This window comes from Pseudomonas sp. AC242 (assembly GCF_979258655.1).
Genome location: NZ_OZ409873.1, coordinates 1,962,259 through 1,979,809, shown reverse-complemented (window position 1 = coordinate 1,979,809; position 17,551 = coordinate 1,962,259). Strand labels below are relative to the sequence as shown.

The window sequence follows — 17,551 nt, the reverse complement described above, 5'->3', positions numbered from 1 at the left end:
ACAGATTTGAGGAGCAGACAATGTCTAACATTATCAACAGCGCTAACGTGGAAGCGCTCGACCCAACTTTTGGATCTGATGAATCAGGCGTGAGTTGGTTAAAATATCCGGATGGCACCAATGGATTTGTGTGGGGCATCACCGTCGCGCCGGACGACAAACTGTTGATCGCCGGTAGAGCTGGAAAACGTTTCTCAATCGTGCGCCTGAAGACTAATGGTCGACAAGATCCCGATTTCGGTGATCAAGGAAGTGTCATTGGTGAGTTCGCCGTCGGCGAACGATCAACGGGCATGGGTGTTCGTGTACTCAAAGACAAGACAATACTGCTTGAAGGGTGGTTCGAGTACGATCCTTCGACCCCACCGCTGCGTGGTCTGGCTCTTTTTGACGATAAGGGATTGCCCGTCAAGGCATTTGGAAACGATGGGGTACTGATAGTTGATCCCATCTCGACACCCGCCTACCGATTGTCCAGAGAAGAGATCGCCAATAAAGACGCATCGGCGTCCCTCGAAGGTGGAAACTCCATTGAATTGCCCGACGGCAAGCTGATGATTATCAGCAATCATCTATATAGCTTTAGCGACAAGATCGGTTTATTGATGAGGCTGGAAAAGAACGGTTCGCTGGACATGGATTTCCATGAAAAAGGCTATGTCGCTGTCCAGTATCTCGCTAATTACACAACGGCTGCTTCACTGATAGGGCTCCAGGACGGATCGTTTGCCGTTGGTGGAAGCACGGCCGTGAATGGCAAAATGATGCCGATGATTGCTCGCTTCAATGCACAGGGTGAGATCATTAAAGAGTTCGGAAACAAAGGCTTCGCGGTAATTGAAACTGATCAGCATCGTGGCGGTACAAGTCAACTTATAGAATTACCAGACGGCAATATCCTGGGTATTGGTAGCACGTCGTCGAACGGTACTCATAGTGGCCTATTGTTTTGTATCGACAACGAAGGCGCATTGGCCTCTTCTTTTAATCAAGGCAAGCCATTGATTACCTCATATCCACGCGCGCCGATGGGAATTCAATGGCATAAAGGCACCCTGCGACAGGGTAAGCACATATTGGTTATCGCCGACACCTTAGGAGAGGAAGACTCAAAAACGATCATTGCCAAGTTCGACCTGAAGGGCGTTCAAGACACCAATTTTGCAGATAAAGGTTTTTTGTCCATTAATCTGACTGATGTTCTCGATTTCGGCATATCCATAGCCACCCAAAATGATCAGATTGTCGGGGCTGGCACTTCCTTGCCTCATGCCGATGGGGTACGCGCTTTCGCCTTTCGTTGTTCGGAACTGGTTTAAATCAGAACAATGAAAAAGCCCCGCCTCTTCCGAGAGCGGGGCTTTTTATTCAACCACTACTTACGCCAGTTCAAGCTCGGCATTCGCAGCAACCGCAGGCACGACCGCTTGCCCGCTCAACGCCAAATCCAGCAACTCACGGTTGGCCACCGCATACATGGCGTAGTCCGTGCCGCTTGCCGCGCGGATTTCCACCAGCATGGCGCGCCAGCGCGAGATCATGCTTTCGTGCTGTTCCATCCACAGCGCCAGACGTGCTTCCACGTCCAGTGTGCCGTCGCCTTGTTGCAGGACGGAGATGGTGATCGCACGTTGCTGCCAGTCGACGTCATCACGGAACGCTTCACGGGCCAGGGCTTGCCAGTTGTTTTCAACCGGCAGTGCGCTGATCTGTTGCAGGTACCAGGTGATGTCCAGCGCACTGCCCACGGCGAAGTAAGCCTTGGCCACTTCAGCAGGGTTCTGGCCAGTCACGTCGGACGCTTCGATGATCGGCAGCAAGGTGTACAGGTGCGAGGTGCCCGCAACCATACGCGCCAGCAATTCCGGTACACCGGCTTCGACGTACGCCTGATAACGCGCCTGCCAGTTTTCACGGATTTCGCCGCTCAGCAGTTCGTCGAGCTTCAGGCCCAGCTCTTTCAGGTGCGGACCGAAGTGCGCGACGTCACGGGCAGCGTTCTGCTCGTTGCGACGGGCACGCAGGAACCAGCGCGTAGCGCGACGGCCCAGACGCATCAGCTCGTCCATCAGCTCCAACTGCACATCAGCGCTGACTTGGTAGTCCAGCGCTTCGATCTGACGGAACCAGTGCGGGAGGTGGAAGATGTCGCGCACGATCACATAAGCGCCAGCGACGTTCGCCGGGCTCATGCCGGTCGACTCTTTGAGTCGTTGAACGAAGGTGATGCCCATGTGGTTGACCAGGTCGTTGGCGATCTGGGTGCTGACGATCTCACGCTTCAGACGGTGACGACGCATGGCTTCGGAGAACTTGCTGACCAGGGTCGGCGGGAACGCCGTTTCCATGTCGCGGGTCAGGTAATCGTCGTCCGGTACCAGCGAGCCCAACAGCTGCTCTTTGAGGTCGATCTTGCTGTACGAGATCAGCACCGAAAGCTCAGGACGGGTCAGACCGTGGCCTTCAGCAATACGCTCGGCCAGTTGCTCTTCGGTCGGCAGGAACTCGATGGCACGGTCCAGCTTGCCACGGCCTTCCAGATCGCTCATCAGACGCTTGTACTCAGCGATGCGCGCATAAGCGCGACGGGCCGCCAGGGACAGGGCCTGAGTCTGCTTGTAGTTGTTGCCCAGCACCAGATTGCCGACTTCGTCGGTCATGCTCGCCAGCAACTGGTTGCGTTGCTTGTCGGTCATGTCACCGGCCTGAACCACTTCGTTCAGCAGGATCTTGATGTTCACTTCGTGGTCGGAGCAGTCCACGCCACCGGCGTTGTCGATGAAGTCGGTGTTGGAACCGCCGCCATTCAGACCAAATTCCACACGACCCAGTTGGGTCATGCCGAGGTTACCGCCCTCGCCCACGACTTTGCAGCGCAGTTCGTTGCCGTTGACGCGCAGTGCATCGTTGGCCTTGTCGCCGACATCGGCGTGGCTTTCAGTGCTGGCTTTGACGTAAGTACCGATACCGCCGTTCCACAGCAGATCCACCGGTGCCTTGAGCAAGGCGTTCAGCAGTTCGGTCGGGGTCAGTTTGTCAGCCTTGATGCCGAAGCGTTCCTGCATCTGCGGGGAGATCGCGATGCTCTTCGCGCTGCGCGAGAAGATACCGCCACCTTCGGACATGATGCTGGTGTCGTAGTCGGTCCAGGCCGAACGCGGCAGGTCGAACATGCGCTGACGCTCGACGAAGCTGGTCGCCGGGTTCGGGTTCGGGTCGATGAAGATGTGCATGTGGTTGAAGGCAGCGACCAGTTGCAGCTTGTCGGACATCAACAGACCGTTACCGAACACGTCACCGGCCATGTCGCCGACGCCGACCACAGTGATGCTGTCTTCCTGAACATTGATGCCGCGCTCGCGGAAGTGACGTTGTACGCCAACCCACGCGCCTTTGGCGGTAATGCCCATTTTCTTGTGGTCGTAACCGGCCGAACCACCGGACGCAAACGCGTCACCCAGCCAGAAGCCGTAGTCGATGGCGATGCCGTTGGCGATGTCGGAGAAGGTCGCAGTGCCCTTGTCCGCCGCGACTACCAGGTACGGGTCGTCATCGTCGTGGCGAACCACGTTCAATGGCGGCACCAGTGCGCCGTCTTTCAGGTTGTCGGTGATGTCCAACAGGCCCGAGATGAAGATGCGGTAGCAGGCGATGCCCTCGGCCGCGATCTCGTCACGGCTGCCGCCCAGTGGCAGGCGACGCGGCAGGAAGCCGCCCTTCGCGCCCACAGGCACGATGACCGAGTTCTTCACTTGTTGAGCTTTAACCAGACCAAGGACTTCAGTACGGAAGTCTTCTTCACGGTCGGACCAGCGCAGACCACCACGAGCGACGTTACCGAAGCGCAGATGCACGCCTTCAACGCGTGGCGAGTAAACGAAGATTTCGAACTTCGGCACTGGCTTCGGCAGTTCAGGGATCGCGTGCGGGTTGAACTTGAAGCTGAAGTACGACTTGTTCTGGCCGTTGGCATCAGTCTGATAGAAGTTGGTGCGCAGGGTGGCTTTGATCAGGTCGAGGTAACGACGCAGGATGCGGTCTTCGTTGAGCACCTGGACGTCGTCCAGTGCGGTCAGAATCGCTTGTTCCAGACGCAGTTGCTTGTCTTCCAGATCGTCGCTGCCGAGTTTGCGCGCCAGATAGAAGCGGGTCTTGAACAACCGGGTCAGTTCGCGAGCGATGTCGGTGTGGTTGTTCAGGGTGCTGGCGATGTAGCCCAGATCGAAGCCCAGACGAATCTGCTTCAGGTAACGCGCGTAAGCACGCAGCAGCGCGACGTCGCGCCATGGCAGGCCGGCGGTCAGTACCAGACGGTTGAACGCATCGTTTTCGGCGTCGCCGCGAACGATGTGGACGAAGGCGTCCTGCAGGGTGTCGTTGAGTTGCTGAATGTCGAGGTCGAGGCCTTCAGCGGCGGTGAACGCGAAGTCGTGAATCCAGAACTCGCGGCCATTGGTGTGACGCAGACGGTACGGGAATTCACCCAGTACGCGCAGGCCGAGGTTTTCCAGGATCGGCAAGACGTCGGACAGCGCCAGCGGCGTGTCGGCGTGGTACAGCTTGCAATGCAGCTCGCGCTGGCCGGAAACCTGACCGAGCGGCTGGTAGAAGCTCATCACCAGCGGATTTTTTTCGTTGAGGCTCAGCAGGTGCTGCATGTCGACCACGGCCGAATGCGCAGCGAAACGCTCGCGGTAACCCGCCGGGAAGCCTTTCGGGAAGTCGGCCAGCACGTTGGTGCCGTGGGCTTCGCCGAAGCTTTCGACGGTCAGGGCGGCGTAGTCGTCCTGCCAGCTGCGGCACGCTTGCACGACTTCTTTTTCCAGCAGCACCGGGTCGATGTCGAGACGGTTTTTCGGGTCGACACGCAGGATCAACTGCACACGCGCCAGTACCGACTCGGAGAAGAACGTCCAGAATTCGCAATCGGAAGCCTTGAGGCGCTCCATCAGCACTTGCTGGATCTTCTGGCGAACTTCGGTGGAGTAGATGTCGCGCGGCACGTAGGCCAGGCAGTAGCAGAAACGACCGTACGGGTCTTTGCGCAGGAACACGCGGATCTTGTTGCGTTCCTGGATCTGCACGATCGACATGACGGTGGTGAACAGTTCGTCGACCGGGGTCTGGAACAGGTCGTCACGCGGCAGTACTTCGAGGACCTGCGCCAGTTCCTTGCCCAGGTGAGCCTTGGACTGGAAGCCGGAGCGCGTTTCGATTTCTTCGACCTTGCGGCGGATGAACGGGATGACCCGCACGCTCTCGCCATACACCGAGGAGGTGTACAGGCCCATGAAGCGGTGTTCCTTGATGACCTTGCCGTCAGCGTCGATTTCACGGATCGACACGTAATCCGGGTACGCCGGACGGTGAACGCGGCTGGGATGCGCAGCCTTGGCGAACGACAGCAGGGTCGGTTCGCGCAGGTAGGCAACGGCGTAGTCTTCGATGCGCAGGTCTTCGTAGGTCAGGCCGGTGCGCAGCAGTTTGGTCAGGCCGAGGAAGGAGTTCTGGTCGTACTCGATGTGGCCGCCATCGGCCTGATCGGTGACCACGAATTCTTCGTAGCCGAGGAAGGTGAAGTGGTTGCCCACCAGCCATTCCAGGAAGCTTTTGATTTCGTTCTTTTCGTCGGCATCGACGGCGAAGGCGCTGTTGTCGAGCTTGGTGAGGATTTCCTGCACCTTGGCTTTCATCGGCTCGAAATCGGCGACCGCAACGCGGACTTCACCGAGAACCTGTTCCAGCTCTTTGCTCAGCACATTCAGTTCGGCCGCGTTGGCGCAGCGGTCGATTTCCAGGTACATCAGCGATTCATGCAGAACGCCTTCGCCGGTGCTGCCCTTCGGCAGGATTTCCAGCAACTCGCCCTTGCTGCCACGACGCACGCTGAGCACGGTGGTTTGCAGGGTGTGGATGCTGTAGCCGCGGCGGTTCAGCTCGGTGCGGACCGAGTCGACGAGGAATGGCAGGTCATGGTGCAGCACTTCGACCGCGGTGTGGGTCGACTGCCAGCCATGACGCTCGTAATCAGGGTTGTAGACGCGCACTTGCGGTTGCGCGTGATCGAAGCGCTCAAGCAGGCGCCACGCGGAAAGAGTACAGCCAGCGAGGTCGGAGAGGCGACGTTGAGTCAGCTCGTCCAGGGAAATGATGCCGAAGAATTGTTCAGCGAACAGCGCCACTTGTGGCAGTGCCTGTTCACTGATGTGCTGCGCCAGTGCCGCTTGCAGTTGGTGCTGGAAGTCGGCTTTGCTGGCTGCGGTGAAGAACGCCATCTGTGGTACTCCGCTTAAGCTTGTTATTGATGGAAAGCGTCGCGTGCAACACCCCTTTCGGGGCTTGTGTCGCCCTGTTCCTGATTCTCGGGCAGAGGAAACAGGGGGACAGGTGGGTGAAGCTGGACGGGACACTCAGGTCACATTCACCTTCCATAGAATGAGCATCTGCAAAAGCGACTGCCAGCGGTGCCGACAATGCCTTTACGGGTGCTCATCCGTTGCGCAGCTTAAAGGGTGCGACAATGTGTCTGCTTGCGGTGCTGCGACATATTCGGTCATTGGCACGTAAACCGAGGGTTTGGCACCGGTAAACACTAGCACTCGTGGCGCAAAACGCTGGTCTGAATGCCCTTTTTTACGGTACATGCGTGCCAGAAATGACCATTGACCCACGTCGCGTTCACGACACATCCTCTGACACTCTCACATGCAGAAATTCCCGAGGACTGGCAGAATCGCGCCCATTAGCGACCGACACGCCCTTTGAGGCAGGAATTGACCATGCAAATGACCACCGCCCTACTGATCGTCAACCCGTGCGATGACGAAGAAGACAACATGGCCATGCTCTGCTGCCACAGCGACAAGGGCGACATGTTCTTGATGAGCCGCTACCCGGATGAGGATGAGCTGGAGATCACCCTGGATGGCGAGCCTTCGACGCTGGACGGGGTGAAAGTCACCCTGACTTCGACGCTGCTGAAGATCGAGATTGCGGCGGCGGATGCCGATGCGTTGAACGGGGATGATGTGCTGGAGATCAGCTTCAACCCGGATATGGTGGATATGGATGAGGTTGTCGAGACCCTGACGAATATCCTTAACGGGACTGGCACCTTCATCAACGAAGTTTGATGGTGTCCGGACTGGCCCCATCGCTGGCAAGCCAGCTCCCACAGTGATCGATGTGTTGCACAATTCGTATGCACAACGCTGAACCTGTGGGAGCTGGCTTGCCAGCGATGAGGCCAGAACAGCCACCTCAACACTCCCCCACTACAAAAACCCAACAATTCCCCCAGTCATTTCCCGCACTTTGCGCAAAATGCCGTTAGTCGCCACCCCCCGCGATGGATTAAAGTAACGCCCCCAGCCCCGGCGTTATCCGAACGCCTGTGGCCACCCCTTTCCAGGAACAGTCACCGATGGAACATCGTGAAGCGCTGCTGGCGCTGCGAACCTTTCTTTCAACGCAGATTCTCGGCCAGGAAAAACTCATCGAGCGTTTGCTCATCGCCCTGCTCGCCGATGGCCACATGCTGGTCGAGGGCGCTCCGGGTCTGGCCAAGACCAAAGCGATCAAAGAACTCGCCGAGGGCATCGAAGCCCAGTTCCATCGCATTCAGTTCACCCCGGATCTGCTGCCGGCCGACATCACCGGCACCGAGATCTATCGCCCGGAAACCGGTAGTTTCGTGTTCCAGCAAGGGCCGATCTTCCACAACCTGGTGTTGGCGGACGAAATCAACCGTGCCCCGGCCAAGGTGCAATCGGCGCTGCTCGAAGCCATGGCCGAGCGTCAAGTCAGTGTCGGCCGCAGCACTTATGAGCTGTCGCCGTTGTTTCTGGTGATGGCCACGCAAAACCCGATCGAGCAGGAAGGCACTTACCCGCTGCCGGAAGCGCAACTCGACCGCTTCCTGATGCACGTGAAAATCGGTTTCCCGGACGCCGCCGTCGAACGCCGCATCCTGCAGCAGGCCCGTGGCGAAGCGTTGAACGGTGAAACCAAGCCCGAGCGCCGCGTCAGCCAACAGGCGATCTTTGCTGCACGCAAGGAAATCCTCGGTCTGTACATGGCCGACGCCGTGGAGGAATACCTCGTGCAACTGGTCATGGCCACGCGCAACCCGGCCAAGTTCGACCCGGAAATGGCCGAGTGGATCGCCTATGGCGCCAGCCCGCGTGGCTCGATTGCCCTTGACCGCTGCGCCCGCGCCCACGCCTGGCTGGCCGGTCGCGACTTCGTCAGCCCGGAAGACATTCAAGCGGTGCTGTTCGATGTGTTGCGTCACCGCATCATCCTGTCGTTTGAAGCCGAAGCCGCCGGCATCGATCAGGATCGGGTGGTGCAGCGGATTCTCGACGTCGTAGCTGTCGCTTGACCCCCATGAACGCCTCCCTGCCGTCCGAACCGGGCATCCGCGTCAGCCTCGCCGAGCTGATCGAGATGCGTCACCGTGTGCGCGAGGTGCAGCTGTTTTCCACGCCGAGTCAGCGCAGCCCGCTGATCGGCCTGCATCACTCGAAATTCCGTGGCCGTGGCGTCGACTTCGATCAGGTGCGGGTCTATCAGGCCGGCGACGACGTGCGCACCATCGACTGGCGCGTCACCGCACGCACGCAAGAGCCGCACACCAAGCTGTTCCATGAAGAACGCGAACGGCCGATTTTCATCATGGTCGAGCAAAGCACACGGCTGTTTTTCGGCTCGGGGCTGATGTTCAAATCGGTCCTCGCGGCGCAAGTCGCGGCACTGATCGGCTGGGCCGCACTTGGCCACAATGACCGGGTTGGCGGGCTGGTGTTCGGCGACAACGAGCACTACGAAATCAAGCCACGGCGCAGCAAACAGAGCCTGCTGCAATTGCTCAACCGTCTGGTCAAGGTCAACCAGTCGCTGCACAGCGAGCGTGAGCCGGATCGCGATGCGTTTGGCGTGGCTTTGCGCCGTGCCCGCGAAGTGTTGCGTCCAGGCAGCCTGGCCATCGTGATCTGTGACGAACGCGCACTGTCCGACAGCGCCGAGCAACAGCTCAGCCTGTTATCGCGTCATTGCGACCTGTTGATGTTGCCGATTTCCGATCCGCTGGATCACGCCCTGCCCGCCGCCGGGCTGTTGCGCTTCGCACAACGCGGTGCGCAACTGGAACTCGACACGTTGAACTTCGAGCTGCGCCAGACCTATCGTGCCCAGGCCGAAGCACGCATCGCTCGCTGGGAACTGCTCGCGCAAAAGCTGCGGGTGTTGCTGATGCCGCTGAGCACGCAAAGTGAAATGGTCGAGCAGATGCGCGAATTCCTCAATCCGCAGCGTCCGGGGAAAGGTCGATGAACGGCCTCGAACAACTGCAACCGCTGATCTCGCCGCCACCGATTGCCTTCTGGCCGCCGGCGCCGGGCTGGTGGCTGCTCCTGTTGTTATTGCCGCTGCTCGGTTTCGCCGTGTGGAAGCTGCGCCGCTTCATTCCCATGAGGAAACGCCCGATCGTCCGTGCCGAGCAGCCGCTCGACCCGGTGCGCGTCGCCGCCCTCGCTGAACTCGCACAAATGCCCAAACCCTACGACGGCGCCCCGGCCGGTGCCTGGCTGCAGCAACTCAACGGCCTGCTCAAACGCCTGTGCCGCAACCACTACCCCTACAGCCAGAGCCACACCCTCAACGGGCGTAAATGGCTGGCCTTTCTCGACAACCGTTGTCCGGCGGCCGGTCTGACGCGCTGGATGGTGCTGGTCGAAGGCGCGTACAAACCGGAATGCAAACTCGACGACAAAGCCATCGCCGGCCTGACCCAGGCTGTCGACACGTGGATTCGCAAACATGTTTGAGTTCGCCTGGCCGTGGATCTTCGTGCTGGTGCCGCTGCCGTGGCTGATGCGTCTGGTGCTGCCAGTGGCGGACAGTGGCGAGCCAGCCTTGAAAGTGAGTTTTCTTGCCGATCTGGAAGGCCTCGCCCGCCGCCGCGCCCGCGCCAACCTGCCGGCGTGGCGCCAGCAAGCACCGTTCATGCTGTTGTGGCTGTTGCTATTGACCGCCGCCGCCCGCCCGCAATGGCTCGGCGAACCACTGCCGATTGCTGCCAGCGGGCGTGATCTGCTGGTAGCGGTGGACGTGTCCGGCTCGATGGATTTCCCCGATATGCAATGGCAGGACGAAGAGGTCAGTCGCCTGACGCTGGTGCAGCATCTGCTCGGTGATTTCCTTGAAAGCCGCGACGGCGACCGTGTCGGCCTGATCCTGTTCGGCAGTCAGGCTTATCTGCAAGCGCCGCTGACGTTTGATCGCCACACCGTGCGCGTCTGGCTCGATGAAGCGCGGATCGGCATTGCCGGCAAGAACACCGCGATTGGCGATGCTATCGGTCTGGCACTAAAACGCCTGCGCATGCGTCCGGCGCAAAGTCGCGTACTGATTCTGGTCACTGATGGCGCTAACAATGGCGGCGAAATCGACCCGCTGACGGCGGCAAAACTGGCCGCCAGCGAAGGCGTAAAAATCTACCCGATCGGTATCGGTGCCAATCCAGAGGACAGCGGCTCGACCGGTCTGCTGGGCGTCAATCCGAGCCTGGACCTCGACGAGCCGGCGCTCAAAGCCATCGCCGAAGTCACCGGCGGCCAGTATTTCCGCGCCCACGATGGCAAAGAACTGCAAGCCATCAAAGACACCCTCGATCAACTCGAACCGGTCACCCAGCAACCGACCCAGGCCCGCCCGGCACAAGCCCTGTACCACTGGCCTTTGGCGCTGGCGTTATGGTTGAGCCTGTTGCTGGTCGCCCGTGAATTGTGGCCGGACAACCCGCTGCAACGCCTGTTCACCAAGGAACTGTATCTGCAAAGTCCACTGCCTGACTGGCGCGAGCGCCTCAAGCGCCTGCGTCTGCGGAGGCGCCGATGATTGCGCTCTGGCCGCACTGGTTCCGTCCGTGGTGGTTGCTGTTGCTGCCGCTGCTCGGCTGGCTGATCTGGCAACTCTGGCACCGGCAGAAACGCGCCGGGCGCTGGCAGATGATTTTGCCGCCGGCCTTTCATGCCACCCTGCTCAGTGGCGGCAGTGGTCGCGACAGCAAACTGCCGTGGATCGCCCTTGGCGTGGCGTGGTTGCTGACGATTCTGGCGCTGCTCGGGCCGAGTTGGGAGCGCGTCGAACAGACCAGCCAGAAGCCCGCCGATCCCTTGGTGGTGGTGCTGGAACTGACCCCGGAAATGCTCGCCACCGACTCGCCACCAACGCGACTGGAACAAGCGCGGCGCAAGCTCTTCGACCTGTTGCAGGCGCGCAGCGATGCGCAGACCGCCATCGTCGTCTACGCCGGCAGCGCGCACACGCTGGTGCCGCTGTCGGATGACCTGGCGACCAGTCGCAATCTGCTCGATGCGCTCAAGCCATCGTTAATGCCAGAAAGCGGCCATCGCGCCGATCTGGCCGTGAGTAAAGCGCTGGCCCTGCTGAAACAGGGCGCGCTCGGTCAGGGGCGAATTCTGCTGATCGGCTCCTCATTGAACGAAGAGGAGCGCCAGGGCATTCGGCGTGCCCTCAACGGTGAGTCGGCACAACTGTTGATGCTCGGCATCGGCACCGCTGAAGGCGCGCCGATTGCTCAGGAGGACGGCAGTTTCCTCAAGGACGAGCAAGGCGCGATTCGCGTACCGCAACTCGACAGTCCGGGCCTGAGCGCATTCCTCAATAGCATCGGCGGCGAATACCACCCTGCCCGACTCGACGAAGCGGATCTAGGCGCGCTCGGCCTGCTTAACGGTCCACGCAGCCTGCGCGACGATGGCCAGACCGTGCGCCTCGATACCTGGGCCGATCAGGGTTACTGGCTGCTGTTGCCACTGTTGTTGCTCGCCGCCTGCGCCGGGCGTCGTGGCTGGTTGTTCTGCCTGCCGTTACTGCTGTGTCTGCCGCAGCCGAGCTACGCTTTTGACTTTGAGGATTTGTGGCTGCGCCCCGATCAACAGGGCCTGCACCTGCTCAAACAGAAGCGCCCGGCCGAAGCCGCGCAGCATTTTGACGATCACCAATGGCAAGGGGTGGCGTTGTACGAAGCCGGCGACTACAGTGGCGCCGCCCAGCGCTTTGCCGAAGGCAGCGATGCCCGCGCCCACTACAATCGTGGCAATGCTTTGGCAAAAAGCGGTGAGCTGGAAGCAGCGATCGACGCCTATGAGCAGGCCCTGGAGCTGCAACCGGATTTGCGCCCGGCGCAAACCAACAAGGCGCTGGTGGAAAACCTGCTCAAGCAGAAAAACACGCCGCCGCCGGCCGAGCCGGACACCCAGCCGAGCGAACAGCAAAGTCTGCCGGGCGACGAACCAGCGCCCGCGACCACGCCGCCGCCCGCCGTGAACAGTGAAACCCAGAGCCCGTCGCAGCCTGTCGAGTCGGCCAGCGAACCGCCAACGACCACGCCGCCGCAGCCAGGCCCCAACGAAGTGCCAGGCAGCGACGAGGAAGAACAAACGGACACCGTGCCGACGCTGCGCCCGAGTGAAGACAACCTCCAAGGCGAACAGCGTCAGGCACTGGAGCAATGGCTGGGCAAGATCCCGGATGATCCGGGCGAATTGCTGCGACGCAAATTCTGGTACGAACAGCAACAACATCAGGATCAGGAAAACACTCGATGACCCGCTTCACCGCTCTCTTGCTGCCCCTGCTGCTCTGCACGGCCACCGCCCAGGCGGCCGAGCTGACCGCCAGTGTGGATCGCAGTCGCCTGAACTCCGGCGAGACGGTCGAACTCACCCTCGAAACCAGCGACGTCACCCAGTTCGGCAAACCCGATCTGACCGCGCTGGAGGCATTGTTCGAAGTGCGCGGCACGCGGCAGGTCAACCAGCTCAATACCCTCAATGGCGACAACCGCGCGACCACGCGCTGGATCATCACCCTGCTGCCCAAAGAGAACGGCAGCGTGGTGATCCCGCCGCTGCAACTGGGCGACGCACAGAGCCAGCCGATCACCGTACAAGTGGTCGAAAGCGACACCCGCGAGAACCAGAACAGCCTTGATCCGGTGTTCATCGAAGCCAGCCTCGATCAGTCCAGCGTCTATGTGCAGGCGCAGGCGATCCTGACTTTGCGCATCTACCATTCGGTGTCGCTGTACGACGACAGCAGCCTGACGCCGCTGCAAATCGCCGATGCACGCATCGAACAACTGGGCGACACGCGCACCTACGAAAAAGACCTCAACGGTGTACGCCATGGCGTGATCGAAATGCGCTATGCAATCTACCCGCAACACAGCGGTTTGCTGACCATTGCGCCGCAGACCTTCAGCGCGACACTGGTCGATACGCAGCCGTCACAGGACGCGAATGCGCAGGGGCCGAAGCCGGGCAAACTGATGCGCGTCAGTTCCGCCGAAATCCCCCTGACCGTCAAACCCAAGCCCCTGACCTACCCGGTCGACGCGCCGTGGCTGCCCGCACGCAGCCTGAGCCTCAGCGAAAGCTGGAACCCGGAACCGGAACACACTCAGGTCGGCGATTCCCTGACCCGCAGCCTGACGTTGAAAGTCGAAGGCCTGGCCGCCTCGCAATTGCCGGCGCTGCCCGCCACCGACGTCAACGGCCTGCGCCGCTACCCCGACCAACCGGTGCTGAGCAACCAGAGCACTGACCGGGGCATTGTCGGCAGCCGCGAAGAACGCGAAGCGCTGGTGCCGAGCCGCAGCGGCGCCATCGATTTGCCGACGGTGGACGTGGTCTGGTGGAACACCTTTGAAGATCACCTGGAACACAGCAGCCTACCCGCGCGTACCCTGCAAGTGGCCAACAACCCGAGCCTGCAAGTCGACACCCCGGCCGGCAATTTGCAACCGAGCGTCGTCGATAACGATGTGTTGTGGTGGTGGAAACTCAGCACCCTGATCCTCGCCTGCACCACCCTCCTCGGCTTCGGCCTGTGGTGGCGCGCACGCTGGCAACCGGCCGTGCACCGCGCCGCACAAACCGGCCCGAGCCCACGCACGCTGATGGATGACATCAAACGCGCGAGCCAAGCGAATGATCCGCAAGCGACGCGGCAGGCACTGGATGCGTGGGCGCGTCAGCAGCCGGAGACATTGGCGGATATGGCAGCGCGGTTTGTGCCGTTGTCGGATGCGCTGGATGGGTTGAATGGTGCGCTGTACAGCGAGACGGGCCAGCATTGGCAGGGTGAGGATTTGTGGCGGGCGATTCGCACGATTCCCGCGGCGGAACGGGTGCAGGACCCGGTGGGTGACAGCGGGTTGCCGCCGCTTTATCCGAAGTAAAAGATCAAAAGATCGCAGGCTTTGGCAGGTCCTACAGAGGGTATGTGTAGGAGTTGCCGAAGGCTGCGATCTTTTGATTTTGCTTTAGGGATAAAAGGCTGAAGACAATCGGAATCAATAGTCGAATTTCGTTTTCACTTGTTCGCCTTCGCGATAGGAGAGAACAAATGCCTTCCAGGGCTCACCGCGAGCGACTGCATGCTCGTGTAATTTTTCTACAAGCGCATAGATTTTCGAATGGTTGAAATCAGTTTCAGCGTCCCAGATTTCTGAGCCATTTTTTTCAACGGCGAGGTCTGCCTCCATATAGTTCCCCCCCATTCAACGCGGTATCGAAAAGCGTCATAACCGTGAACAATTCCGGCCTCAACCAGCTGAAAAATGGCTGTCACAAGTTCAAAATCTTCTGCAATCACTCTTTGACCTCCGGAAATTGATTGTACCAATCATCCCCTCTTTTAAGTGTGCGCGGAAAAGCTCGACACAGTTGGCCTCGACATCCCGTCTACTTCAATCGCCCAATCCCGTGCAACTAATTCACTTCCTTTATATAGGAAGAAAACTGTCCACCACCTTGGTCCACGTGCAGCCGCCCGCACTGCTGGCATCGATAAACCGTAACAGCCCCTTGGTCTATCGCTTCGTAGAATTCGTCTTCAGACAGCCAGCGATTTGACAGCTCATAGCCAATTTCATCTATCTTCTGTTCAGCGACCAGAGACATTTCACACTCGGACGTCCCTTGAGACAGGTTAATGACGTGACCGCATACACAAGCAAATTTTGGCATGGCTACTGAAGTGTCCTTTTTCTGTTCAAGTTTTGCCTTATGGCGATTTTGGAGTCACACCCACGAAAGATCCCTCAGGGACAGTCCACGTTTATTTAAACGTGGTCTGCCCCATTATCCTCCGCCTATTCAACCTATGCCCGTGGTCTGGACATGCTGGTCGGCGCCTACAACTACCTCGACCTCACGCCCAAGGGCAGAAATGAGGACGAGATCATGGAGTGGGTGCGGTATCATGATCGGTATGATAATGAGACAAAATCCTGCGGATGCCATGAACGATAAAAGATTCCACCACTTCATGGAGATAGCGCTGAACCTGGGAGATTTACGTTGAGTAAATCTCCCAGGGCTTTACAGGAAAAAAACACTCAACCTTCTTCTGGCGCAATGTAGTTGAAATCAATTTTCAACTTCCCCAGCACGGTATCCAACGTGACAACACAGCTGTTCCAAACCGGTAGCCCGGATGTCATGTTTTGCGCTTTATAGAGATTCCTCAGCGCCATCAGGTTTTCATGAATACCAACATCGACCTCTGGGCTGCCTGGGCTGAACCAATCTTTCTCTCCATTGCCATCAATATAGTCAAACAACAACTTACAATGATCACCTCGGGTGAAAGTTCAGCCTCAACGATAACCGCACTCGCTGCATCAGGAGCAGTGTCAATCAGAATTTGGCCGATCTGGCGATAAATTTCGTCTTCACTCATCCTATTCCCCCGTTTACACCCCAGCCAGCAGCCTCTTAATCCGAAATTTTTTCGTAAACAAAACCCTTGGGGATTTCCGGCCAAAAAGGTTTTTTTACCAGCGCATCGAGATCGTCATAAATATCGCGAAAAAAATTAGCCAGATCCATGAAGTCCACACGTGAATTCATCAGCGCAACTTTCAACATGACATCTTCTGCATTTTCCTTGGCGGATGCCGCTCTGGACATATTGTAGAGAGCGTTTCCCAACCTTTCGGAAAGTTCAACCTCCCAGTCCAGCTTGTAATCGGCCTCCAAACTATTGCCATCAAAGCTACCCGCCTTTTCTTTCATCAGCTCGATGATCAGCTGTTTCACCGACTCAAAATCATTCATCTCAATTTTCTCTCATAGTAAAACGGGGACAGACTACGTTTTCGGAGTACTTTCTAAACGTGGTCTGTCCCCATCATTTACTCGTATGCCTCAAGAAACCCCTTGTCACTCGATTCAACGGTAAGCACTGCTTCCTCATACCCCTCAAGGTCATCGCTCAGCCAGGTTTCCCCTGGGCGCAGCAGATGAAACTTCACCGTCGCATCGAATTCGTCACCCGAAATGACTCCCTGCAGAACTCCCGGCATACATGACTTGTTCCACGCCTCAAACACTAAAGACAGGTAGGAGCACGCGCATGCCAAAAAATCAGCGTTTACATAATCATCGGCATGGATCGAATTTACGAAACATTCATAACCCGTTCTATCTAGGAAATTCTTTAGGCTTACATGCTTCTGGACGCTTTCCAGACTCGCCAGAAAAACACAGCCATCCCGTTCCACGAAACCGGACCTTGCGATATCCGCCAACTCGCCGTCCAGAGAAGTACGTCCCGCACGAACGAGCATTTGCTCCATTTCACTGTTAAGTTTCACACACCTCCCTCAAGCATCACGCCACTCCGCCAAGCACCAGGTGCTGCACGGGTGTATAGCGCACGGATAAATGCCACTCATCCAAAGACGAGAGTTTTCTCGAGGTCCCATAAAAATCCGCCTCTTGCTCCAAGTCCTGACGTCTCATTTTCCGGATCCCAAACTCAGTGGCCCAACCTGGTAGAAAGTAATATCCGGGCCATAGTTCTGCTCTGAGTTCGACACCTCTACACAGAAGATCTTCTCTGGAAACTTCTCTTTCAGCACCATGCGCCACGAAAAACCAATCACATTGCACAATTGAAGAAAAACATCATCCGAAACATCACGGGCACCCTGACCAAAAACGTCATAGATCCTCACAACATTCAATAACTGCTCAGTCTTTGAAAGATCACCGGAGGCAAGGGCAAAACACCTGTCAAACACTTCGTCTGAAAAATTTCGTCCTAAAAATACACCACCCTCGGCTACCACAAAGTCAGGGAAGAGCATATTGGAAAACATCAAAACATGGTCGGGCCTGCATTGATCAAAGATGTACGAATGAACATCCAGATCTTCTTGGCTAGACCATTGTTTTTTCCAGGAACAATACGCTTGGGTGTCAGTAACAGAAGGTATCGAATTGACCCGTTTCATTGCACTTGCTCCAAACTCTATATCGCTGTGTGAGCTATCGTGGCGCGGAGGTAGAAGCCCGACGGATTGTTCGATCTCAAAATGATATCAATATAGTGGCTCAATGGTAGGTAACCGGCGTTGGGTCGTCAATGAAGGGATTCGTCGAAATGCCCGGCTACGTCCCGTCCGGACAAGCCCTCCCGCCGCAATAATCTGTAAACTCTCCCCTCTTTCGCC

Annotated in this window: 14 protein-coding genes and 1 pseudogene; 9 read left to right on the top strand and 6 right to left on the bottom strand. The window is 58.1% G+C overall.

Annotated features, from left to right (window positions below; all coding sequences use genetic code 11):
* Nucleotides 1-20 precede the first annotated feature (20 nt).
* Nucleotides 21-1,319, top strand: a complete 1,299-nt coding sequence (locus ACZZ0A_RS09125; protein WP_463542902.1) for an NHL repeat-containing protein — start codon at nucleotides 21-23, stop codon at nucleotides 1,317-1,319.
* 60 nt (nucleotides 1,320-1,379) lie between these two features.
* Here the strand turns inward: ACZZ0A_RS09125 and ACZZ0A_RS09120 are convergent, their stop codons facing one another.
* Complete coding sequence (locus tag ACZZ0A_RS09120; RefSeq protein WP_463542901.1) at nucleotides 1,380-6,275, bottom strand: NAD-glutamate dehydrogenase; 4,896 nt, start codon at nucleotides 6,273-6,275, stop codon at nucleotides 1,380-1,382.
* A gap of 504 nt (nucleotides 6,276-6,779) precedes the next feature.
* Between ACZZ0A_RS09120 and ACZZ0A_RS09115 the strand changes: the two genes are divergently transcribed.
* From ACZZ0A_RS09115 to ACZZ0A_RS09085, 7 genes are all read left to right on the top strand, one after another.
* On the top strand, nucleotides 6,780-7,133 hold the full coding sequence (locus tag ACZZ0A_RS09115; RefSeq protein WP_123375005.1) for a hypothetical protein: 354 nt from the start codon (nucleotides 6,780-6,782) through the stop codon (nucleotides 7,131-7,133).
* Between the two features lie 290 nt (nucleotides 7,134-7,423).
* On the top strand, nucleotides 7,424-8,383 hold the full coding sequence (locus ACZZ0A_RS09110; RefSeq protein WP_007913915.1) for an AAA family ATPase: 960 nt from the start codon (nucleotides 7,424-7,426) through the stop codon (nucleotides 8,381-8,383).
* Between the two features lie 5 nt (nucleotides 8,384-8,388).
* Nucleotides 8,389-9,333, top strand: a complete 945-nt coding sequence (locus ACZZ0A_RS09105; protein ID WP_007913913.1) for a DUF58 domain-containing protein — start codon at nucleotides 8,389-8,391, stop codon at nucleotides 9,331-9,333.
* Nucleotides 9,330-9,827 (top strand): DUF4381 domain-containing protein, encoded by a 498-nt coding sequence (locus tag ACZZ0A_RS09100; RefSeq protein ID WP_007913911.1) that lies wholly within the window; start codon nucleotides 9,330-9,332, stop codon nucleotides 9,825-9,827. Before ACZZ0A_RS09105 ends, ACZZ0A_RS09100 begins: the two co-directional genes overlap by 4 nt.
* Complete coding sequence (locus ACZZ0A_RS09095) at nucleotides 9,820-10,899, top strand: vWA domain-containing protein (RefSeq protein ID WP_007950106.1); 1,080 nt, start codon at nucleotides 9,820-9,822, stop codon at nucleotides 10,897-10,899. The genes ACZZ0A_RS09100 and ACZZ0A_RS09095 overlap by 8 nt, the downstream gene beginning before the upstream one ends.
* Nucleotides 10,896-12,635: a tetratricopeptide repeat protein gene (locus ACZZ0A_RS09090; RefSeq protein ID WP_463542900.1), complete on the top strand. Its 1,740-nt coding sequence runs from the start codon at nucleotides 10,896-10,898 to the stop codon at nucleotides 12,633-12,635. Before ACZZ0A_RS09095 ends, ACZZ0A_RS09090 begins: the two co-directional genes overlap by 4 nt.
* Nucleotides 12,632-14,269, top strand: coding sequence for a BatD family protein (locus tag ACZZ0A_RS09085; RefSeq protein WP_463542899.1), 1,638 nt, complete (start codon nucleotides 12,632-12,634; stop codon nucleotides 14,267-14,269). The genes ACZZ0A_RS09090 and ACZZ0A_RS09085 overlap by 4 nt, the downstream gene beginning before the upstream one ends.
* 114 nt (nucleotides 14,270-14,383) lie before the next feature.
* Here ACZZ0A_RS09085 and ACZZ0A_RS09080 read toward each other — a convergent pair whose 3' ends face one another.
* The gene (locus tag ACZZ0A_RS09080; protein WP_447795631.1) at nucleotides 14,384-14,575 is read right to left on the bottom strand and encodes a hypothetical protein; all 192 of its coding nucleotides are present in this window, start codon (nucleotides 14,573-14,575) and stop codon (nucleotides 14,384-14,386) included.
* Nucleotides 14,576-15,185: 610 nt separating this feature from the next.
* Here ACZZ0A_RS09080 and ACZZ0A_RS09075 point away from each other — a divergent pair.
* Nucleotides 15,186-15,344 (top strand): annotated as a pseudogene (locus tag ACZZ0A_RS09075) (DUF899 family protein); the annotation flags it as partial.
* 86 nt (nucleotides 15,345-15,430) lie between these two features.
* Here ACZZ0A_RS09075 and ACZZ0A_RS09070 read toward each other — a convergent pair.
* The 4 genes from ACZZ0A_RS09070 to ACZZ0A_RS09055 all read right to left on the bottom strand — a co-directional run bounded on the left by ACZZ0A_RS09070 (nucleotide 15,431) and on the right by ACZZ0A_RS09055 (nucleotide 17,332).
* Entirely contained in the window at nucleotides 15,431-15,658 is a 228-nt protein-coding gene (locus ACZZ0A_RS09070) for a hypothetical protein (protein ID WP_463542898.1), read from the bottom strand.
* Between the two features lie 151 nt (nucleotides 15,659-15,809).
* Nucleotides 15,810-16,151, bottom strand: a complete 342-nt coding sequence (locus ACZZ0A_RS09065; protein WP_007916522.1) for a hypothetical protein — start codon at nucleotides 16,149-16,151, stop codon at nucleotides 15,810-15,812.
* Between the two features lie 77 nt (nucleotides 16,152-16,228).
* A complete protein-coding gene (locus tag ACZZ0A_RS09060) occupies nucleotides 16,229-16,690 on the bottom strand; it encodes a hypothetical protein (protein WP_447784765.1) in 462 nt (153 codons plus the stop codon).
* 144 nt (nucleotides 16,691-16,834) lie between these two features.
* The gene (locus ACZZ0A_RS09055; RefSeq protein ID WP_007916528.1) at nucleotides 16,835-17,332 is read right to left on the bottom strand and encodes a hypothetical protein; all 498 of its coding nucleotides are present in this window, start codon (nucleotides 17,330-17,332) and stop codon (nucleotides 16,835-16,837) included.
* Nucleotides 17,333-17,551 lie beyond the last annotated feature (219 nt).